Below are 21,437 nucleotides of genomic sequence, written 5' to 3' on the forward strand. Positions count from 1 at the left end.
GCCTCCTCCGCTCCCCGCATCATCGACCGGTCGCCTGAACGACCAGGTGAGCGACTCGAAGACGAGGAGCGCGATGAAGGATCTGCGGAACAAGGTTGCCGTCGTGACCGGCGCCGCGAGCGGGGTCGGGCTTGGGCTCGCTCTCCGGTTCGCGCGGGAGGGCATGAAGGTGGTGCTCGCTGACGTCGAGGACGGGGCACTGCGGAATGCCGTGGAGAGTGTGCGGGCCGAGGGAGCGGAAGCGATCGGGGTGCGGACCGATGTCCGGTCCGCCGAGGCGGTTCAGAACCTCGCGGACGTGACCGTGGAGACGTTCGGCGGCGTGCACGTGTTGTGCAACAACGCCGGAGTGGAGACCGGGGGCCTGTTCACCGACATCCCGCCGGAAAGCTGGAAATGGGTCCTGGACGTCAACCTGTACGGGGTCCTGCACGGGTGCCGCACCTTCGTGCCGCTGATGCGGAAGCAGGGCGAGGGGCACATCGTCAACACCGGGTCCGGAGCGTCGTTTTTCGCGGGCTTGCCGACCTTCGCGCCCTACATCACGTCCAAGTTCGCGGTCCTGGGACTCACTGAGAGCCTCGACATGGAGCTGCGTGCCGCCGGTGACAACGTGCGGATGTCCTTCCTCGCCCCCATTGCACGGACCAGGATGCCCGACGCCGAGCGCAACCGGCCCGAGGACGTTCCCGAGGTCGCCGCCGATCCCACGCGACAGCGGGTCATGGACGCCATCCGCGCGAACAACGAGCTGGGTCTGGATCCCTCGGAAATCGCGGAACTGGTCGTGCGGGCCATCCACGACGAGCGCTTCTTCGTGATCGTGCAGCCGGAGACGACGATCCAGGCGCTGGAACAGCGCATCGCCTGGATCCGAGATGGCAAGCCCGTGGAGCAGCTCGAACTCTGACCCCCGCGGGGCGCAGCGCCGCGCAGAAACGAAAGGTAATCCCGTGGTCGAAGACACCAGCTCTCCGAAGCAGTTCCCCCATTCCCCGTTCGTCCCGTACGATCCCGCGGTCCAGCTCTACGAGGTGCCTGCCTGGTCCCTCGGGGGATACGCCGATGCGTGGGAGTACACCGGATGGCGGGACGAGACGATGTCCTGGAAGACCACCGCGTCCATCCACGGTCATCTCAACCCCTCGCCGACGGTGCGGCTGTCCGGGCCCGACGCGCTGCGGTTCCTGTCCAGCGTGTGCGTCAACGGGTTCCGGAAGTTCCCGGTCGGCACGTCCCGGCACGCGATCATGACCGATGACTCCGGGAACGTCGCGACGCACGGCATGCTGTTGCGGCTCGGTGAAGAGGAGTTCATCACCTACTGGCTGGCGCCGTACCTGAACTACCGGCTGGCGCAGCAGCCGGATCTCGACGTCGTCGCCGAGGACCTCACCGGCCAGGTCTTCCTGTTCCAGATCGCGGGTCCGCGGTCCCTGGAGATCCTCGAAGCGGCCGCGGAGGAGAACCTCCACGACATCAGGTTCCTTGGGCACCGCAAGACCACGGTGGCCGGCGCCGAGCTGACCATCGCGCGCGTGGGCATGGCCGGCTCGCTGGCCTACGAGCTGCACGGCCCGGTCGAGCACGCGGTCCGGGTGTACGACGCGATTCTGGCGGCGGGCAAGGAGTACGGCATCCGGCAGCTCGGGATCAAGGCCTACATGTGCAACCACACCGAGGGCGGGTTCCCTCAGGGGTACTACCACTTCCCGTACCCCTGGGGAGAGGACGAGCAACTCCAGGAGTTCCTCGCGTCCATCGGGTTCCCGCCCATCGGCCGCGACCTGGTTCTCCGGGGCAGTGTCGGGCCCGATCTCAAGCGCCGGTACCGGACTCCGTTCCAGCTGGGCTGGGGCCACGTGGTCCGGTTCGACCACGAGTTCCCCGGCCGCGCGGCGCTGGAGCGCGAGGCGGCCGCGGACGAGAGCCGGATGGTGACGCTGGTGTGGAACCCGGAGGACATCGCCGAGGTCTTCCTGTCGCAGTTCCGGCCCGGTGAGGAGCACCCCGACATGGAGCTGCCGAACCACTTCATGTACGGGACAGGGGACCCGCAGCACCGGCAGGTGCTCTGGGCCGACCGCGTCCTCGCGAACGGCAGGGACATCGGGACGTCTTCGGGCAGGTGCTACACCTACTACTCCCGGGAGATGCTGTCCCTGGCCACCGTGGAGACCGCGTTCGCCGAGGAAGGCACCGAGGTCGTCGTGCTCTGGGGTGACCCGGGCACGAACCAGAAGGAGATCCGCGCGACCGTGGCGCGGTTCCCGTACCTGACCGACCCGGTGCGCAACGAGAAGGCGGACGTCAGCACCATCCCGAGCCGCTACCCGGCGAGGTGATCACAAGACCTCGCGGCAACGCCTCCCGGGCCGACCGGCCCGGGAGGCGTTGCCCGCATCAGGCGGATGTCCTCACCATCAACTTGCCGGAGTTGCTTCCGTCGAACAACATCGACACGGCGTCGGCGGCGTTCTCGATGCCCTCGACGACGTGGGAGCGCTGACGGAGCCGCCCGGTGGCGAACAGATCGTGCAGCACCGCGTCGAACTCCGGGATGCGGTCGGCGAACCTCGGGACCACGAACCCTTCGATCCGCGCGTTCTTGAACAGCAGGAGCGGCAGGTTCCGAACTCCGTACGCGTCGGCCGCGCCGGCCAGGTCGTACTGGGAGATGGCGCCGCAGGCGACGATCCGGCATCCGTTCGCCATGTTCTCCAGCACCGCGTCCAGAACGGCGCCGCCGACGTTGTCGAAGAAGAGGTCGACCCCGTCCGGGCACAGGGCGGCCAGCCGTTTGCCGAGATCCTCGGATTTGTAGTCGATGACCGCGTCGGCTCCGATCTCGGTGACGTAAGCGCACTTCTCGGGACCGCCGGCGATGCCGATCACGCGGCAGCCCCGCGCCTTCGCGATCTGCACGGCAATGCCACCGGTCGCGCCGGCGGCGCCGGAGACCACGACGAGGTCGGACGGCGCCAGCGCGCCGACTTCCAGGATCCCGATCGCGGCGGCACGACCGATGTGTGAGAACACGGAGACGTACGCTTCCTCGGGAACACCATCCCGCGGCGTCTGCTTTTCCAGCAGCGCCGGGTCAGCGACCGCGTACTCCTGCCAGGTCCACAAACCGCTCACCAGGTCGCCGGTCCTGAACCGCTCGGTATCGGATTCCACCACTTCCCCCACACCGACCCCGACCATGGGGTCGCCGACCGCGAGGGGCAGGAAGGTCATGTCCGGGTCCAGCTTGAGCCAGTTCCGCGTCGTCGGATCAACGGACAGGAGACGGGTCTTGACGAGGACACGGCCGGGCTCGAGTGCCGGTATGTCCCGGTCCTCCAGCCGGAGGCATTTCGGGTCGTACCTGCCACGGGACGGGGCTCGGATGATCCAGGTGCGGTTTCGCATGTCTGCTCCATTGCAGGGAACGGGTTGTCCGTGGGGATTCAGAACAGATCGTCGAAGTAGGTCGTGGTGCCGCCCAGCGAGGTGCCGCCGTCGACCGGCAGTGCGTGCCCCTGCATGTAGGAGGCGGCGTCGGAGCAGAGCCAGAGCACCGCTTGCGCCATCTCGTCCGGCTGCGCCATCCGGCGCATCGGAATGCCGTTGATGAGGCGGTCGACCGCCGGGGCGGGGAGGTTGGCGAGGAAGGGCGTGTCGACGAGACCCGGGCACAGCGCGTTGATGCGGATGCCCTGGTCCGCGTAGTCCATCGACGCGGCGCGGGTCAGGCCGACCACACCGTGCTTGGTCGCGGTGTAGCAGGCGAGGGTGTAGCCGCCGATCAGTCCCGAGATCGACGCCGTGTTGACTATCGCGCCCCCGCCCTGCGCGAGCATCGCGGGGATCTCGGCCTTGAGGCAGTAGAACACCGACGAGAGGTTGATGTCGACGACCCTGCGCCACTCCTGTGAGTCCAGGTCGGCGAGGCGGACCGTCGTGGCTTCCACGCCGGCGTTGTTGTGGGCGACGTCGAGCCGTCCGTGGTCGGCGACGATGCCCTCGATGAGGGACCGCACACTGTCCTCGTCGGCCACGTCGCCGTGGCGGAACTCGGCGATGCCGCCCGCTTGCGTGATCGAGTCCACCGCTGCTTTTCCGCCGTCCTCGGAGATGTCGGCGACGATCACGGTGGCGCCGGCGCGGCCGAACGCGGTCGCGCTCGCCCGCCCGATTCCCGAGCCGCTCCCCGTAACCAGGACGACCGCTCCCGTGTAGTCCGCTTTCATAGTGTTTCTCGGCATTTCGGCCATCCCTTTCGTGTTATCCGAGTCAGGTGACCAGGAATCCGCCGTCGACGGCCAGCACGTGCCCGTTGACGAACCCGGCGTCCGGGGAAACCAAGAAGGACACCGCGGCGGCGATGTCCTCCGGTGTGCCGAGCCGGCCCACCGGGGTGCGTGCCTTGCGAAGTTCGTACCCGGCGTCGTCGACGACCGAGCGCGCTCCGGGTGTCGGCACCGCACCGGGCAGCACGGCGTTGACCCGGATGCCCTCACCGCCCAGCTCGCCCGCCGCCTGCAGCGTGAGGCTGGTGACCGCGCCCTTCACCGCCGAGTACAGCGCCCCACCGGGCACGCTGCGGACGGCAGCGGGGGAGGAGAGGTTCACTATCGCGCCGCCGCTGCCGGCGCGCATGATCGGGACCGCTGCCTGCATGGTCCAGATCGCCGCTTTCACACCGACCCCGAACATGCCCTCCACGGTGTCCTCGTCGAAGCCCGTGATCGGCGCGTAGCGGATCCACATCGCGTTGTTGACCACGGCGTCGAGGCGGCCGTGCCGCTGCCGGATCCCGGCGAACGCCGCGAGTACCGCCGCCCGGTCCGACACGTCGAGAGCGAGGCTTTCGGCCTGACCGCCGGAATCGCGGACGGTGGCGGCCGACTCGTCGGCCGAGCTGCCGTCACGATCGGCGGTGATGACGAAAAAGCCGTCCTTGGCGAGCCGGGAGGCCACGGCGCGGCCGATACCGCGCCCTGCCCCGGTGACCACCGCGACCTTGCTGGGGGTGACCATTTCTCTGTTCGTCCTCACTGTGCTAGGGCTACGGGCAGGGTCTCGACTTCGGTCACCGCGTTGCTCTCCCGCGTGGGCCAGGGGCCGGTGAGCCGCGTCCGCGGGAATCGTTGCGCCACCGCGAGAACCGCCTCGTTGATCTCCAGGCGGGCGAGGTGCTGGCCGAGGCAGTTGTAGGGCCCCGCGCCGAACATCATCGGGCGGACGGCCGGCCGGTCGACCCGCCAGGTGCCCGCGTCCTCGAACACCGCGGGGTCCCGCTGGGACGCGCGGACGGAGACGTACACCCACGAGCCCTTCTCGATCGGGTACCCGTCGAGCTCGGTGTCCTCGGCCGCGAGGCGGAAGATCGTGTTGAACCGCGGGCGCAGCCTGATGGCCTCCTCGGTGGCCGCCGGGATCTTCGCCGGGTCGGCGACCACGGCCTGCCAGCGCGCGGGCTCCTCGAGCAGCATCCCGAACACGATGGCGGTCTGGTGCACGGTGTTGTCGATGCTCGCCTGCAGGATGGACAGCGCCTCGGCGTGCAGTTCCTCCTCGGTCAGGGCCCCGGCCATCTCCTGTCGGATCATCATCGACGTGAAGTCGTCGCCCAGGTTCTGCCTGCGGGCGTCGATGTGCTCACGCACGAACTCGAGCCCCTCCCAGAACGCGTCGATGAACTCCTGCTTGCGGTTCTGGTCGTTGTTGAGCAGCGGGCCGAGCACGCTGTCCGACAGGCGCGCCACGGTGGGGGCGAATTCCAGCGGCGCGGAGACCAGGTGGCAGTACATGCGTGGCGGGAGCTTCCACGCCAGGTCGCGCAGGATGTCGACGCTGCCGGGGTCCTCGATCTCGTCGAGGATGCCGTGCACGATCTGCCGCACGGTTCCGGCGAGTTTCCCGATCTGGACCGGGCGAAGCAGTTTCGCGAGCGGTACCCGCATCCGCGTGCGTTGCTCGCCCTCGGTGACCGTCACAACCTGGTCCCAGCGTCGCCGGATCTCACCGTCGACGATGCCGAAGTCGTCCAGTCGTTTGTGGAACGACGGGCCCTTGAGCAGCGCCGGGTGCTCCAGCGCGTGCAGGCCGGCCTGGTAGCCCAGAACCTCGTAACCCCGGCTGCTTCGCGCGATCCAGCTCCTGTCCCTGGCCTCCTCGAGTTCACGCAGGTCCGTGGTGCCGGCGGTGATCCACGGCAGATCCATTGTCGTCATCGCTACTCCTGATCACAGAGCCGCGCCGACGACGATGTCGGCGAGACGTTCGAACCGTTCGATGTTCCGCGCCTGGCTGAGCAGGCCCGCGGTCATGCCGACGAACGTGATGTCCAGTTCCGGGTCGACCCAGAAGACCATGCTCCCCGCGCCGTAGTTCCCGAACGCTTCCGCGGTGGTCAGCGTGCCGAACTGGTGGTTCACGATCCGCGGCCCGCGCACGCTGAAGCCGAGGCCGATGTAGGCGGGTGGTGGCGCATACCCGGCGCGCAGTGCGACTGCCTGGTAGAGCTCGTTGGGCATGTCGCCGGTCCACACCTGGCGGGCGATCCGGACGGTGCGGGGGGACAGGATGCGCACGTCGCCAAGACGTCCCTCGCCCCGCAGCATCTCGGCGAAGCGGAACAGGTCCGCGGACGTGGACGACGCACCGGCCCAGGTGCACTCGTTGTACTCGGCGGTGAAAAGCCCGTAGTCGTCGTCGTTGTCGCGGGAGCGCACCTTGATCGGCACCGTGCCGCGCATATCCGGCACGACGTGACGGTGCCTCGTTTCGGGCCGGATGCCGAGGTGGGTGTCCCGCATGCCGAGGGGGTCGAACAGGTCCTGGCGGAGGATCTCGTGGATGGACCGGCCCGCCGGGTCCGTGCGGCGCAGCGCCTCGGCGAGCAGGGCGTGGTTGGCCATGGGCGAGTAGTCGCAGCGCGTGCCGGGCTCACTCGTGCCGTGGATGTTCGCGCACACCGCGGCCACCGCCTCGTCGAGGCGGTCCTGCAGGGCGCCCGGCGCCGCTTCCCAGACACCGGGCATTCCGGTGGTGTGGGTGAGGAAGTGCATGATCGTCGCGCGGTCGCGCGGGGCGCCCGCGAATTCCGGAACGAGGTCGGCCATCTTCGTGGTGAGCCCGAAGATGCCGAGTTCCACGGCCCGCAGCACCAGAACGTTGATGAAAGCCTTGGTCACGGAGAAGATCGAGAAGATCGAGTCTGTCCGCACCGGGATCGTGCGATCGGAGTCACCGTAGCCGATCGCCACGTCGAGAGCGGTCTCGCCGCCACGGGCGATGCGGAAGGCTCCGCCGTAGTAGAGGCCGGAGGCGACATCGCGCTCGACCACCTCCTGGAACCGGTCCAGGCGGTCTTTCGCGAATCCCGTCGAGCTCATGGAGTTCCTGCTTCCTGTCTAGAGGTCGATGACGAGTTCCGGGGTCAGCGAACGCGACACGCAGATCATCATCGTTTCCCCGGCGTCCTGTTCCTCGGGTGAGAGCACCGAGTCCCGGTGGTCGGCCCGGCCGCGGACGATCGCGACCTCACATGTGCCACAGGTCCCCTCGCGACACGAGTAGTCGGGCTGCAAGCCGTGCTGTTCGGCGACGTCCAGAATGGATTCGCCAGGTTTGACGTCGGCGGTGATCCCGGATTGCTCGAAGGTCACGGTGAACGACGGTCCCTGCTCGCCGAGCAGGCCGGGATCCTTGGGCGCGAAGCGTTCAACGTGCAGAGTCACGGCCGGAAGGCTTTCCGCGACACGCTCCACCTCGCGGAGCAGGCCCTCCGGTCCGCAGGCGTAGATCAGTGTTTCGCGGTCCGGAGTGCCCACGAGGCCGCCGATGTCGGCGATGCCCGATTCGTCGTCGCAGTGGATCCGCACCCGGTCGCCGAAGGGCCGCAGTTCGTCCAGGAAAGCCATGGTGTCCCTGGACCGGCCGAGGTACACCAGCCGCCACTCCGCCTGCCGGGACTCGCACTCACGCAGCATGGGCAGGATCGGCGTGACACCGACTCCGCCGGCCAGGAAGAGGTAACGGGGGCCCTCGGTCAGGCGGAAGTGGTTGCGCGGGCCGGTGACCGGCAGCGGGTCGCCCTCTCGCAGGGAGTCGTGGATCCATGCCGAGCCGCCACGGCCGGCCGGCTCGCGCAGCACGCCGATCCGGTAGCTGGAGCGGTCGGCCGGGTCGCCGCACAACGAGTACTGGCGAGTTCGCTCACCGGGCAGGTGGACGTCGATGTGCGCTCCCGGCTCCCAAGGCGGCAGATCGGCGCCCTCGGGGTGCTCGAGTTCGAACGCGGCTACCGAGGCCGAGGCCTCGGATCGTGTCCGCACGCGGAGCGTCATCGCCTTCGCCGGCCCGCCGTTGGTGCTCATGTGTTCTTTTCCGATCATCGTTGTCCGGGGTCCTCGCTCAGCCTTTCCTGCGGTCCGCGTTTCCGGCGAGCGTGAAATCACCTGTTGGATACGTGTCGAGGTCAGGTCGCCGCGATGTTGGGCTCCGACGCTGCCTCGACGGGCTGCGAAGTGCGCCGCAGGCCGAGCCACAACGCCCCGGCCGCGGCGATGGCGGCGGGTACTGCCATCAGCGAAATGATCGTCACCGCGCTGAGGCCGAGGGAGAGGAACAACCCGCCGAGCGTGGGCCCGAGGATGGAGCCGACCCGCCCGACCCCGAACGCCCACCCCACGCCGGTAGCGCGCACCGTTGTCGGGTACACCGCGCTGGCGAGCGCGCTGAGCGAGGACTGCGCACCCACCACGCAGAAGCCGGCGGCGCAGATGGCGAGAAACATGCCCGTCACGGACGAGTTGAGCAACGGGACGGCGGCGATGACGAGGACCGCGCCGCAGTACGTCGCGGCGAGGAGGACGTACGGCCGGCGGACACGATCCGCGGACAGGCCCACCAGCACGCCGCCGACGACTCCGCCGAGGTTGTAGATCGACGTCCCGATCAGGGCCGTCGACGCACCGAACCCGGCCTGGCCGAGCAGGGTGGGCAGCCAGCTGAGCATGAAGTAGAGCATCAGCAGGTTCATGGCGAAGATGACCCAGAGCAGCAGCGTCGGGGTGGCGCGGTGGTTCTGGAAGAGCGCGGTCACCGACGCCCGCGAGGTGTTCTCCTCGGCCAGGGTGAGGTGGCTGCCGGCGCTGATCGACGCGTCGAGCCGGCTGAGGAGCGCCCGTGCGGCCTGCTCGCGGCCGGAGAGGGTCAGGAAGCGGATCGACTCGGGGACACCGAAGAAGGCGACGACACCGGCCAGCAGGCCGACCACGCCGCCGGCGATGAACAGCCCGTGCCAGTTGAACAGGGGGACCAGCCAGGCGGCGCAGATCCCGCCGAGGACACCGCCCACGCCGATCCCGGTGACGACGACGGTCACGCACAGCAGGCGCCGCCGGCGCGGGGTGTACTCGGACACCAGTGCGATGAGGTTGGGGAGCAGTCCGCCGATCCCGAGCGAGGTGACGAAGCGCAGCACCACGAGCGGGCCCATCGAGGACAAAGCGGCGGTGGCGAGAGTGCCCAAGGAGAAGATCGCGATGCTGGCGAGCATCACGCGGCGCCGTCCGAGCCGGTCACCCGCGGCGCCGGCGATGATGCTCCCGACGATGGTCCCGACGAGCCCGAGCGTGGCTGCCAGCGTGAAGGATGCCGGCGCGAGACCCCAGTCCTTCGCGAGCGCGGGGACGGCGAAGCCCAGGGTCTGGGTGTCGAAGCCGTCGATGACCGCGATTGCGGTGCAGATGGCGATGATCCGGAACTGGAACCGGGACAGGGGCGATCGGTCGACAACCTCAGTGACGTCTACCTGGTTGGTGGGCACGCGGGTTCCTTTCGACAGCACTGGGAAAGGCCTCAAAGCCCCGGCGCGGCCACCGGTTCGAAATCTCGACCCCGGAGGCGGAAGGGGCGGACGAATCGTAGCTGCTTTCAGCCAACTAGGGAACTGCTAGCAGCTGTCAGACAGGTTGAGCGAAAGAGAGTCGCCTGGCGGGCGCGCTTGGCTCGCCCTGGAGGGAGGCCTCGGGCGATGCCCCTTGCTCAGTCCTGGGATGGGGTCTCGGCGATGCTGAGCATGGCCTCGGCGGCGCGCTCGACGTGAGTGGCCGCGGCGAGCTCCGCGGCCTGGCCGTCGCGGGCGTCGACAGCCTTCGCGATGGCCCGGACCTCCTCGGCGCTCTTGGCGGCGCGCCCCTGCTGTCCCAGTGTCAGGGCGCGCAGGCGGGTGACCCGGTGCTGCAGGGTGGCGACGGTCTGGTGCAGGACCGGGTTGCCGCATCCGCGGAAGAGCACCTCGTACGCCCTCGACTTCGCCTTCAGCAGGGTGGCGGCGTCGGCGCCGTTGTCGGTCTCCCGGCTCAGTTCTTCGACGGCTTCGCGGAAGGCTGCGCGGTCCTCCTCGGTCGCGTTCTCGGCGAACAGCCGGGCCGCGAGTCCTTCCAGGGAAGCGCGTACCTGGTAGACCTGGCTGGCTACCTCGGTCGAGATGGCCGTGACGAAAGTGCCCTTGCCGTTCTGTGACTCGATCAGGCCCTCGGCTTGCAGTTGGCGGAGTGCTTCCCGCACCGAGGGGCGGCTGGCTCCGGTCATCGCGCACAGCTCGCGCTCGACGAGGAGCTGACCAGGCGTCAGCCGCTGCTCCACGATCGCATCTCGCAGGATGTTGGCGACCTGCTCGCGGATGGGTGCGTGCCGCTGAACCTGCATGCCGGTCATGAGGCCAGCATAGCGGCACCTCTCGGCTAGCTGACAGGTTCACGCGGTGGCAGCTCATGCGGAGTGCAGATCGATGCGACTGCGGTCCGGTTTGTAGGGGGCGGGCGCGACGGTGGCGCGGATTTCCTTCGTCGGGCCGTCCGGGTTGCCCCAGTGCACCGTCACGGAGTTGCCGACCTCGGCGTCGGCCACGTCGATGGTGGCGAGTGACAGCATCTTGCGGAAGTAGTAGCTGTACCCGCGAGACGTGGCGACTCCCACGAGCCGGCCATCGCGGGTGACCTTGTCCGCCCACATGAACCCGCGCTGGTCGCGCGGCATGTCCATGAAGGGGTAGTTCTCGCCAGGGCGGAAGAGTGAAGCGTAGACGTCCTGGACGTCCTCGGAGTTCCATTCCAGGGTGCGGATCGTGCGCCTGGGGTTGGTCTTCTCTTCTTCGAGGGCTGCTCGGCCGGGGAACTCGTGATCGAACTTGATGTTGCGGGCCCAGCCGAGCTCGACGGGGCTGCGGTAGTACTCGGAGATCAGTTTGCCGTCGTAGCTGCCGGCGATGTAGGCGGGCTGGGCGTAGGCCGGCATGGACGAGCGGAAGATGTCCAGGTATTCGGCCATGTCCTCGTCGAAGATCGCCGGGATGTAGTCGGTGGCGATCGTGGGGAAGCACGCCTCCAGGTGATTGATCATCGTCACACGCGCGCCGAGGCGGCGGATGCCGAACTCCTGGCCGGCGTCCATGACCGCGGCGTGGACTGCTTCGCCGTGTTCGCGGGGCCCCTGTAGTTCGAAGCCGATCTCGCCGGCCATGCCCTGCCGCAGTGCCCAGATGTCGTGCCCGGCTATCCGCAGCGGGGTGACGTGCATGTACTTGGTGTCTCGAAGCTGGTTGTCGCCGGCGAGCTTGTCCAGCGCGCGGACGGCGTTGGGGCCGGACACCTGGAAGATGAACCAGTCGTCCTGGACGATCTTCGCGTCGTAGGAGCCGCGGGTGAGCTGGTAGTTCACCCAGAACCCCCCGCGTCCGTGCATGACGTAGTCGTCGTTCCCGAACTTGGTGACGATTCCTTCGTGGATGACCTTGCCGTCGCGGTTGGTGTGAATGGCGTGCTTGGACTGGCCCTGCCGGAAGTTCTCGAAGCTGTTCACGGAGGTGTCGGACAGCAACTTGATCGCGTCCGGCCCGCTGATGCGGTGCTGCCACAGGAACGACCAGTCGCCGATGTAGCACGTGTTCTTCCAGGACATCGACTCGTCGAGCCAATCCGTGTACTCAGGAGCACCGAACCGGCTCCAGGCGTAGGTCGCCGGTGGAGTTCGCATTCCCGCGACGGTGAAGTGCATGGTGTCCGCCCTTCGATGAGCATCCGAGATCGATCGGGGAGGATCCTATCCTGTCAGATAGCTCATAGCTGCTCTCAGTCCGCAAGTTAGGTATGGTGCTGAGGACCACCAACTCCCCAGCAGGAAGAAGGACTCGACGTGAGTGGCCCCAGCAAACTGTCGGACGAGCTCGCCGCGCGGGCGCCGTCCCGCGGTCAGGCCGACCAGCTCGCCGCCGGCGACGCGATGCGCCGCCAGGTGCTCGGCGATGAGCACGTCGACCGCTCCCGGGCGAACGCCACCTCGTTCAGCCGTCCGTTGCAGGACCTGGTCACGGAGTACTGCTGGGGCGCCATCTGGACCCGTCCCGGTCTCGAGCCCGCGGTGCGCAGCCTGCTCAACCTCGGGATGCTGACCGCACTCGGGAAGACCGCCGAACTCAAGTTGCACGTCCGGGGCGCTCTCAACAACGGCTGCACGGTCGAGCAGATCCAGGAGGTCCTACTGCAGGCCGCGGTGTACTGCGGTGTGCCGGCGGCGCTCGAAGCCTCCCGTGCGGCGCAAGAGGTCGTGGCGGAGGTCGCCGGTGAGTGACGTGGACGGGCACAGGCGCGTGGGATTCATCGGGCTCGGCCAGATGGGCAGGCCGATGGCCCGGCGGCTGGTTGCTGCCGGGTTCGACGTCCACGGCTTCGACGCGATCGAACAGGTGCGAACGGCGGCGGCAGACGACGGCGTGCGCGTCGCGGGCACCGTCGAACAGGTCGCGCGCACGTGCCCGGTGACCATCCTCATGCTGCCCAACAGCGACGTCGTCGACGCGGTGGCCGGCCGGATCGCCGCCGTCGATCGCCCCGCGGATGGTTGTCGCACGTTGATCGACATGAGTTCGTCGGAGCCGGCGCGTACCCGGCTGCTCTCGGATCGCCTGGAACCATCGGGGATCAAGTTGATCGATGCCCCTGTTTCCGGTGGCGTGTCGGCAGCCCAGGCCGGGACGCTGACCGTCATGGTCGGCGGCAGCGCGGAGCAGTTCCGTGCCGTCGCCGCCTGGCTCGCTCCGATCGGGAAGTCCGTGGTCCAGGTCGGGCCGGTGGGCGCCGGACATGCGCTGAAGGCGCTGAACAACCTCATGTCGGCGTGCAGCATGCTCATCACTGCCGAGGCCATGACGATCGCGACGAAGTTCGGGATCGAACCGTCGACCGCGCTGGAGGTGGTCAACTCCGCGAGCGGACGGAGCGGATCGACGGAGGCCAAGTTCCCCAGGTTCGTCCTGCCGGGCACGTTCGACTCGGGGTTCACCGCGGCGCTCATGGACAAGGACGTGGCGATCGCGACGGGTCTGGGCCGGGCGCTATCCGTCGACACCCCGCTCGCGGAGGCGGTCGCGGCCCGATGGCACGAACTGACCGGTCAGCTGCGGCCCGGCGCCGACCACACCGAGGTGGTGCGCCCGTTGGAAGCCAAGCACGGGCTCGAAATCCGATCGCACGCGAATGGCTGACGGACACCGCCCGGGCGTGGCGGCAAACCGGTGCTACGTTCGCGGGTTCTTCGACACCCGAGCGGTGATCGCGTCCAGCGCCAGGTTCACCGCGAACTCGTACTCTTCCCGTCCATCGAACCCGGGCGAGGTGACGCGCGGCTTCGGCGACGGCGGGAAAGCCTGACCGTTCCAGGTCAGCGTGTCGTTCGGCGATGTGGGCCGGGTCGGTGCTGCCGAAGGTCGGACCGGCGTTGCTGTTCCATGAGAGCTGTGGACGGCGCATGCAGGGCAACTGGATCCGCGAGCGGGCCCATTACCGCTGGGCGGCGAATTCGGTGGGAGTCGCCATCACTGTGCGCCAACCGTGGCGAGGTCGCCGACATAGTGATTCGGTGGTAGCACGCCCATCAGCAGGACGCGACCCGGTCGCATCTCGTCGGAGCCGCCCCGGGCGTTCACGCAGGATGCACGAGCGCACGGCGATGACCGCGCCAGCCCTACGGTAGCTCAAGTTGTTTCCGCTGGTAGAGCCCGCGGTGGCCCCGCCGTTGTGACCCTGGAACCGCGCAACCATCAAGGCCGCACCCCGCCCTGCCGGAAGCACTGATCGACGCCGGCGTCGCGCGCTGCGTGATCGCGGTCATCGCCCCTGCCGCGAAGAAGGCGGTGCAGCGCGGATGCGCGCCGGCCTGGCATCGCCGTCGAAGTCGGCATCCTCGCGGATGAAGCCACGCTCGTGCTTGGCCCTTGGTTGCACGCGCTCCAACACCAACGCCCGTTTGTGACCTGGGCTTCGGTCTCGCACCCCGACGGCCGCCGCACAGCACTACCCGAGCACCTTCTCACCGACCATCGAGCGGCGGCCGACGCCGTGCTGACGCCGGAGATGAAGATCGAAGAAGGGGTGCCCAACGGCCACGGACCCGGAATGGTCCCGCTCCACGATGTCCACGGCGCCCAGGCACCGGAGACGCTGCCTGGCCGCGCTGCACCAGGCCGGCGCCCGAACGGTGCTGCTCAGCCACGGACGTAGCAGGCTGTCCCGTCTCTCGAGCATGACCTCGTCGACCAGGTGGTCGTCTACCTCGCAACACACTCGGCGGGCGAAGGCCGCTCACCAAGGCGGACGGGTTCGTCGTGTTCAAGGCGACCCGCATCTGAGCAACGGAGCCGAGATCCTGCGCTGCGCGGGTTGCCGCTGGAAGAGCCGCCCCGGCGCAACTTGGTCAAGTATTCCAAGTGAGCGCGGGAATCTGGCCAGGAACGTGCATGGCATGTGGCGACGACGTGGGCAGCAGCGTTGCCACAACTCCCGGACTGCAAGCAGCGCTGCCTCTCCGCTCCTCACGTACCGTCTTGCGGGTGCCGAAGGCGGTGTGGAGGCGATATGGGGATAGCCAGGACGTCAGGACGGGGCTCTTGGAGAGCGCGAGCATTGTTGTCGTCGACAAGGCAGACGGTGAGGTTGTCTGTTACGCCAAGGCCCGTCGATGCCCGCCGGACGCGCTTGCGTCCCTTTCGCGACTGTCTCGCTGCTCGTGCGGTCTCGAGCGCCTTCACCAACGGCGACCAACGAGCCGGCGGCACGGACAAAGCCTCGACAGTGAGAGAGTGCCAATCACCTGGACGTTGTTCCATCACGTTGGCGAGCGCCTTCAGTACTTCGGTCGGAACACCACTGGTCGGCCTTGACGAAGGTTGCTCAGGATCATCGCGGTCGCGGGTGTAGTAGTCGTTCATGAGCTGAGAGGTGACGGCCAGAGTCATCACCTCGCCCTCCCCGGGGCGGACAGCTGGGATGCGTTTTTCGCACCAGAGTCCGAGCGCTTCTGTTTCGACGAGGATCGTCGGGCCACCCAGCTTGTTGATCCGGGCGCGCAGTTCCGCGTACGCGTAGAACTCGGCGGGGTGTCGCAGAATGTCGGCAACCATCAAGAGGTCGGCAAGGTTCACCAACCACGTGCCGTCGGCAGGGATGTGTCCCCGCTTGCCCCCGTCTGGCAGGTGAGTGGCGAAGGGGTCCACACGGTCCAGCATGACGATCACCGAGGTGATGTGCGGCGCGTTCGGGATAGTCAGCGGACGCTTGTCTTTGTCGCGGAGGTCTTCCGCACCCTGCTGGAAGTGGCGAATTGTGCGCGCGTTCTGGTCGAGGGCCTTGTCTATGAATTCTCGCGACTTCTTCCTGACCCGCTCGGGAGCGCCCCGACGGGCTGGATCGGTGAAACGCCCGGCTTTTGCCTCGACGACGATAGAGCAACCAGGAGTGGCCACCAAGACGTCGACGTCCGGCCGTTGCCCGTTAGCGGGGTAGGTTGCACTGCGATGGACGTGTTCCGCGCCGAATACCTCGAGAAGTGCTTGATATGCGAGCTCTTCGCATGCATCCTGCCGCCGTTTGTCGAAGGCACGGAGCAGCGCGGGATTCTGGCTGCAGACGTCGGCCGCCCAGTCGAGTGCGAGGTGCATGAAGTCTCCAGGTGAGGCCCAGAGTTTCCGCCCGTCCGGTAGTCCGATGATCGGTCGGCGGCGCAGGATGTTGGTCTCGAACAGGTTGGCGAAAGTTGGTTGGCTACCCAGCTGCGTGGTCATCGCGTCGAGTAGTCGGGAGAGTTGGTCACGAGGGATGCCCGTGCGTTGGGTCAGTAGCTCGACGAGGTCCTCGACCGGTGCTGACGCGAAGGTTGCGATGCCGGCCATGTGACGGCCGAGGTGCTCTACAAGTTCATCTCGTGGCGTCTTCCGCGGAATCTGGTTGAGCAGCGGCTGAAGGCGTTCCGCGACACTGTGCTCACGCTCGACGAGGACTTCGCCGTAGGCGTCGGCGACGATGAGCGCGTCTTTCAACGCAAAGCCGAGTGCGCTTTGTGACCGATCGGAGAGGCGGTCGGTGATGGAGGTGTAGATCACTCGGAGCTGGGCCGGGTATCCCAGCATCCGGTCGAACTGGTTCTCAAACTCGAGCAGATGCCGGGCACGATCAAGCTGGTCGCTAGCCCCCTCCTGCACGAGCTTCCGTTCGCCGATTCGCATCTGGGCGATGGCGTACTCGCGAAGCAGGGCGTCGAGCGTCCAGAGCGACTGGAGATCGGGCTCTGCGCCAAGCCGTGCGAGAACCTGCTCTACAGGCATCGCCGTTACCAACCCACCGAAAAACTCCGCCATCGCATCGGCCCCGAAGCCAATATGGCCGGGCGCGGTGCGTCGCATCCGCTGGAGGAGCGTCACACTGCTGTACAGGCGTAGAGCGTCTCCGGCATGCGCGACGGCGCGTATCTTGTCCACCAGGCGGGGGAGTCGCCGCTCTGCCTCAGCGGCCTGTCTGAGCGCGGCTTGCTGGAACCTGGCGAGCGCTTCACCGCGTGGCCGCCGCGCGGTGCGCACCCCACGGGCGTCAACGCGGCTGAAGTCGATGGCTGTCGAACCCAGGTACGGTTCCGGATCTAGGACCCCGGTTTGAGGCCTCTTTCGCGTTGAAGGTCGCTTCTTCGTCGAGCCCACGTAGGTCCTTCTTGGTTTCGTCTCCCCGTGGAAAGGATAGATCACCAAAGCGAGGGGCAGCGCCAGTGGCCATGCGCCCGCCGCGCCGTGACTCCGACTTCTCCGCGACCCTCCACGTGCGCGGCCGCCAAGTGTTCTCCAAAGGGGATCGCCGACGCAATAGGTAAGCGCGGACTGATGCAGGGACACGGGGTGGAGATCAACCAGTGCTTGCCCTCGGCGCTCGCCAGCGGCTGCGCTGGCACATGAAGGTTCGACGGGTGGCTGATGACCAAGTTCGATCGGGTGGTCGGAGACCACGCCGACGTGGCTCCAGGGTCGCCCGACCGCCCGGTCGTAGCCAGCACGGTCGGAGTTCCGGGTCAGGCGTTGGCGACGTCGAACCGGGGGATGGCGCCTTTGCAGCCGACCAAGAGCACGGTCGTGCTCGGGACCCCTGTGCCGAGGGACGGCGGTTGTAAGGCTTGTGGCGGGGCGGCGAGAGCTGGACGGCTGGTCATGCCGCCCGCCCCATGTTGCGGGACCGACCACGGAGCGAATGTAGCTCGGCCACGGTTGCCGAGAACGGTGTGACCTTGCTGTGGAGCGCGGTGCGAAAGACGACGACGTCTTCGTGGGCGATGAGGTGCAGGGGGAGTCCGGCTTCGCGTTGCTTGCTGATGAAGTCGCGTTGGAAGAAGCTGCCGCGGGCGACCAGGTCGGTCTCGGCGGCCCGGGCGAGCAGCGCGACGTTGCGTTCGGCGGGGATGAGCCCGGCGGCGCGGCCGCAGGCGAGGATCTGTGCGGGCAGGTCGATGAGCTCGGAGTGCTCACGCCAGGGGCGGATGGTGACGACGATGTGCCCGCCGGGCCGGAGGAAGGTGCGGAGGCCGGCGAGGATCCGGGTGAACCCAGCCAGCAGCCGGTGGTGACCGATGTTGGCGAGGTTGCCGCGGTCGAGGGCGCTGCCGTAGCGGTGCCAGTACTTCTGGATGCCTTCGCTGGGCGCGACGGCCACACGTCCGTGGGTCGATGGCCCGTAGGGCGGGGAGGTCACGACCAGCGCGGCCTGGCCCACGTACTCCTGCGGCAGCAGCGTGACGAGCTGGCGTGCGTCGCCCTGGATGACATGCGCGTCGTGGTCGATGTCCTGTTCGCGGGCCAGCTCGAGATTCGATCGGGCGACCGCCACCCAGTGGGGTTCGTATTCGACGCCGACGGCGCGCCGAGCGAGGTGGACGGCTTCGACGAGCGTGGTGCCGATGCCGCACATCGGGTCGAGCACCAGCTCGCCCGGCTTGGTGTAGTGCTCGATGGCGTGGCGGGCGACGTCGGGCAGCATCTTGGCCGGGTGCGCGGTCGACTCGGGCGTGTACTTGCCTCGGCGCTGGGTTGCGGGGGAGACCTGCGCGGTGGTCCACACCGAAAGTCCGGCCTGGTCTTCGTCGGCGTCGTCGAGCGTGTCGATGAGCGCGCGGGGGATGGGTTGCGTCGGCTCGTCGGCGGAGGCAGGTGTGCGGCGTTTGTCTGTCACGGGGCATGCCTTCCTGGTGTTGAGGATCGAGGGCGGGTTCCGGCGTGCACGTCAGGTGTGGTCGGTCGGCGGCTGCTGGTCGTGGGGCTGGGTGAAGACGAGGACGTCGGAGTGGATGCGTCGATGCGGGAGCGGCAGTCCGCGCACCCTCGCCCGGTGCCGGCCGCGAGCGCTGTCGCCGGCGGTGTCCGAGTGCTCGTCGGGGAGGTGGAATCGACCGTCACGGATGGGCGTGTGGACCGCGACGATGTGCTGGAGGTAGAGCAGGTCGGCGTTCTGTCCGGCCGCGACGACGACACCGGTCGGGTCGGTGAGCTGGCCGGACGTCCAGTCACAGTGCGTGAGCACCACAAGGACACCGCCGACGCGGAGCCGGCGGGCCGCGAACAGTGCGACAAGGTCGGCGGAGTGGTCGCCGGAGAGTTCGGGACGCAGGCTGGAGATGATCAGATCTTCGCCGCCGCTGCGCTTCGTCTCCTCGCCCGTCACGGCGTCGTTCACAGCGACTACAGAGGTCGTCGGTGCCGGGCCGGTGCCTTCGATCAGGTCCGCCCAGAAGGGTGCTGAGGCAGGGGTGTCGCTCGCTGTCCGGTGCGGAACTCGGGCGATTCGGACGGTGCGGCCAAGGCGTTCGACGGCGTGCAGGGCGTTGGTGAGTTCGGGGTCCGGATCTGTGTCGGGAGCGCGATCGACGACGCCGTCCGGACCGATGGGCGTGAGCGTCCGACGCGGGCCCGGTGGTGACGGCCAGGGGAGTAGCACGACCCGCGCGCCGGGTGCGCTGAACGCGGTGACGACCCGGTCGATGAGGGCCGCCGGCCAGGCCGCGTGGAGGTCGATCGGGGATGCGCCGGCAGGCCACACGGTGGACGGTGTCGGTGCCGAGGTGAGGCCGTTCGACCGCGATCGACGGGCGGTGCTGGCGGGCTTGCCGGGGCTGGGCCGGGTGGTGGTCGGTGCGGTCGGCCACGGCCTGCGGTCACCGCTGCGGCGCCCGCGTGTGCGGGGTGAGGGCGGGCGAGTTGAGCCGGGTCGCTTACGAGGTGTGCGGCGTCCGGGACGGTCGGGCGTGGTCACGAGTATCCCCTCTGAGAAGGCGAGCGCGTCCGCCTGTGCGTGGCGCTGATGACACCCCTGAACTCCGACGTACACGCGCTTCGGGGACACGTGCCCTGCGCCTTTTCGGTGACCGGATGCATCCTTCGCGAAGTCTTTCGCCTCGGGGTTCTCCGTCCGCATTTGGAGGTCGTTGAACCAACGGTCGAGCGGCGCCTCAGCGGGGTCTGACCGAACTGGTACCGACCTGGTACCGCAGCGACAAAGGTGCAGCTAGACCGGTATTACCAGGTCGGTGCCGTCGATCTTGAGAATGCTCCGCGCGACCGCGGAAGTCGATCTTGAATTGGTCGGCGTGCGATCGTCGGTTTGGCTTCGGTACTAGTTCGGTGCCGGTTAGGTCAGTGGTTGGTAATGCCTGGTGTGGCGTCCTGGGGGAGTCATTGTTCCGACTCGTTTCGGGAGTCATCTCATGAATTCGCGTGATGCCGTTCCGCGCTCGGGTTTCGGGCGCGCCGCGATGCCGTTGGATGCCGCCCGGGCGTCCTTCGAGTGGCTGGTCGCCGGGGAGCATCCGGTGACGGTTGATGGCCGGTTGTTCGCCGGTTTGCCGCGGCGGCGAGTGCCGCTGAACGAGCTGCGTGACCGGCTGCTCCGGCGCCGGTGTCCGCAGACTTTGCGGGATGCGGTGTGGGCGCATCTGGTGTTGCTGGCTCGGACCGAAGGTGGCACGTGGACGGTTGCCGCGGTCGGCGTCGCGCTGCCCGCACTGACCTCGATCGCCGCCACCCTGTCCGCGAAGTTTGCGGGCGATCCGAGCGACATTCACGCGGCGGTGCTCGCCGGTTTCGTCGCCGAGCTGGGGACGATCGACCTGCGCAAGCCGCGCATCATGCTCCGGCTTCGATGGGCGGCCTACCGGGCCGGCCACGCGTGCGTCCGGGAGGCGCTGGACGCTCCCGTGCCGTCCGGTCATGGCTTCCGTTCGACGCTGCCACCGCCGCCGTGGGGACACCCCGACTTCGTTCTCGCCCGCGCTGTCGCGGACGGTGCGATCACCGCAACCGAGGCCGAGCTGATCGGCGCCACCCGCCTGGAGGGTGTGCCGTTGGCGGACGCCGCAGCCGAGCGCGACGTGTCGTATCAAGCCGCGAAGAAGGCCCGGCAGCGGGCTGAGCGACGTCTCGTTGCATACCTCCTCGAGGACATGCGCCGTGACGCCGACGCCGGTCAGAGCGCGTCCGATGTGGCGACTCAGGTGGCCGACACGATTGCCATCGTCCAGCCCAGATCATCACGGAGCGTAACCGATCTGAGTAGTCGTGCGGGCAAGAATTCGAGCGCCCGTGTGTCCCCGAAGGCGGCGTCTTCCGGAGTTCAGGGGTGCGGGACGAAACCAGCCTCCCGCGCGTACACCACCCCTTCGCCCGAGCAGCCGCACCGGCGGCCGGGCTCGACTCCGGGAGAGCCGCGATGCGCCTGACCCGAACTCCTCGCCCGCGCTATCGCCGTCGGCGGACGCTACTGCTGGCCGAACTCGTCGTGCTCACCCTCCTGACGTCCAGGGTGAACGCGCACGCCGACACGGTGGTGCTCGCGCTCGCGGCCAGCGTCGAGGAAGTCCTCAACAACATCCGCAACTGGCTGATGGGAATCCTCGCCGGGCTGGCGACGGTGTTCCTCACCATCGGCGGTGTCCGGCGCGTGTTCGGCGGCGGCGACCCGGGGGAACAGGAGAAGGCGAAGGAGGCGTTCAAGGCCGCCGGCATCGGCTACGTTCTGGCCGCGCTCGCTCCGCTGGTTGTCGAGGTGCTCAAAGGCATCGTGGGGGCGTGAGGCGATGCG

General features: G+C 68.1%; 18 protein-coding genes. 6 read left to right on the forward strand and 12 right to left on the reverse strand.

Annotated features, from left to right (window positions below; genetic code table 11):
* Positions 1-73 precede the first annotated feature (73 nt).
* Entirely contained in the window at positions 74-910 is an 837-nt protein-coding gene (locus IE290_RS04205; protein WP_191243146.1) for an SDR family NAD(P)-dependent oxidoreductase, read from the forward strand.
* A gap of 43 nt (positions 911-953) precedes the next feature.
* Positions 954-2,345 carry an aminomethyltransferase family protein gene (locus IE290_RS04210; RefSeq protein WP_229874147.1) on the forward strand — a complete coding sequence of 464 codons (1,392 nt, stop codon included), beginning with the start codon at positions 954-956 and terminating at the stop codon, positions 2,343-2,345.
* 58 nt (positions 2,346-2,403) lie between these two features.
* On the opposite strand, the gene IE290_RS04215 is transcribed toward IE290_RS04210, so the two are convergent.
* The 9 genes from IE290_RS04215 to IE290_RS04255 all read right to left on the reverse strand — a co-directional run bounded on the left by IE290_RS04215 (position 2,404) and on the right by IE290_RS04255 (position 12,084).
* Complete coding sequence (locus IE290_RS04215) at positions 2,404-3,414, reverse strand: MDR family NADP-dependent oxidoreductase (protein WP_191243148.1); 1,011 nt, start codon at positions 3,412-3,414, stop codon at positions 2,404-2,406.
* A 38-nt stretch (positions 3,415-3,452) separates the two neighbouring features.
* Complete coding sequence (locus IE290_RS04220) at positions 3,453-4,250, reverse strand: SDR family NAD(P)-dependent oxidoreductase (protein ID WP_229874149.1); 798 nt, start codon at positions 4,248-4,250, stop codon at positions 3,453-3,455.
* Positions 4,251-4,278: 28 nt separating this feature from the next.
* Positions 4,279-5,025, reverse strand: coding sequence for an SDR family NAD(P)-dependent oxidoreductase (locus IE290_RS04225; protein ID WP_191243149.1), 747 nt, complete (start codon positions 5,023-5,025; stop codon positions 4,279-4,281).
* Between the two features lie 14 nt (positions 5,026-5,039).
* Positions 5,040-6,221, reverse strand: coding sequence for a cytochrome P450 (locus IE290_RS04230; protein WP_191243150.1), 1,182 nt, complete (start codon positions 6,219-6,221; stop codon positions 5,040-5,042).
* Positions 6,222-6,233: 12 nt separating this feature from the next.
* The gene (locus tag IE290_RS04235; protein WP_191243151.1) at positions 6,234-7,385 is read right to left on the reverse strand and encodes a serine hydrolase domain-containing protein; all 1,152 of its coding nucleotides are present in this window, start codon (positions 7,383-7,385) and stop codon (positions 6,234-6,236) included.
* A gap of 18 nt (positions 7,386-7,403) precedes the next feature.
* Positions 7,404-8,369 (reverse strand): PDR/VanB family oxidoreductase, encoded by a 966-nt coding sequence (locus tag IE290_RS04240; RefSeq protein ID WP_191243152.1) that lies wholly within the window; start codon positions 8,367-8,369, stop codon positions 7,404-7,406.
* 101 nt (positions 8,370-8,470) lie between these two features.
* On the reverse strand, positions 8,471-9,823 hold the full coding sequence (locus IE290_RS04245; RefSeq protein ID WP_191243153.1) for an MFS transporter: 1,353 nt from the start codon (positions 9,821-9,823) through the stop codon (positions 8,471-8,473).
* Positions 9,824-10,041: 218 nt separating this feature from the next.
* Positions 10,042-10,716 (reverse strand): GntR family transcriptional regulator, encoded by a 675-nt coding sequence (locus tag IE290_RS04250; RefSeq protein WP_191243154.1) that lies wholly within the window; start codon positions 10,714-10,716, stop codon positions 10,042-10,044.
* Positions 10,717-10,770: 54 nt separating this feature from the next.
* Complete coding sequence (locus IE290_RS04255) at positions 10,771-12,084, reverse strand: hypothetical protein (RefSeq protein ID WP_268246323.1); 1,314 nt, start codon at positions 12,082-12,084, stop codon at positions 10,771-10,773.
* Between the two features lie 108 nt (positions 12,085-12,192).
* Between IE290_RS04255 and IE290_RS04260 the strand changes: the two genes are divergently transcribed.
* Positions 12,193-12,627 (forward strand): carboxymuconolactone decarboxylase family protein, encoded by a 435-nt coding sequence (locus IE290_RS04260; RefSeq protein ID WP_229874155.1) that lies wholly within the window; start codon positions 12,193-12,195, stop codon positions 12,625-12,627.
* Entirely contained in the window at positions 12,620-13,540 is a 921-nt protein-coding gene (locus tag IE290_RS04265) for an NAD(P)-dependent oxidoreductase (RefSeq protein WP_191243156.1), read from the forward strand. The genes IE290_RS04260 and IE290_RS04265 overlap by 8 nt, the downstream gene beginning before the upstream one ends.
* A 1,326-nt stretch (positions 13,541-14,866) precedes the next feature.
* Here IE290_RS04265 and IE290_RS04270 read toward each other — a convergent pair.
* From IE290_RS04270 to IE290_RS04280, 3 genes are all read right to left on the reverse strand, one after another.
* Positions 14,867-17,023: a hypothetical protein gene (locus IE290_RS04270; RefSeq protein ID WP_191243157.1), complete on the reverse strand. Its 2,157-nt coding sequence runs from the start codon at positions 17,021-17,023 to the stop codon at positions 14,867-14,869.
* Positions 17,024-17,519: 496 nt separating this feature from the next.
* Positions 17,520-18,536, reverse strand: a complete 1,017-nt coding sequence (locus IE290_RS04275) for a TRM11 family SAM-dependent methyltransferase (protein WP_229874156.1) — start codon at positions 18,534-18,536, stop codon at positions 17,520-17,522.
* A gap of 51 nt (positions 18,537-18,587) precedes the next feature.
* A complete protein-coding gene (locus IE290_RS04280; RefSeq protein ID WP_229874157.1) occupies positions 18,588-19,400 on the reverse strand; it encodes a hypothetical protein in 813 nt (270 codons plus the stop codon).
* Between the two features lie 664 nt (positions 19,401-20,064).
* On the opposite strand from IE290_RS04280, the gene IE290_RS04285 reads away from it, so the two are divergent.
* Together IE290_RS04285 and IE290_RS04290 are read left to right on the forward strand one after the other, a co-directional pair.
* Entirely contained in the window at positions 20,065-21,075 is a 1,011-nt protein-coding gene (locus IE290_RS04285; RefSeq protein WP_229874158.1) for a disks large-associated family protein, read from the forward strand.
* On the forward strand, positions 21,066-21,428 hold the full coding sequence (locus IE290_RS04290) for a pilin (protein WP_229874160.1): 363 nt from the start codon (positions 21,066-21,068) through the stop codon (positions 21,426-21,428). The genes IE290_RS04285 and IE290_RS04290 overlap by 10 nt, the downstream gene beginning before the upstream one ends.
* Positions 21,429-21,437: the final 9 nt, after the last annotated feature.

Origin of the sequence: Amycolatopsis deserti (genome assembly GCF_014653945.1) — a bacterium.
Lineage (GTDB): Bacteria > Actinomycetota > Actinomycetes > Mycobacteriales > Pseudonocardiaceae > Amycolatopsis_E > Amycolatopsis_E deserti.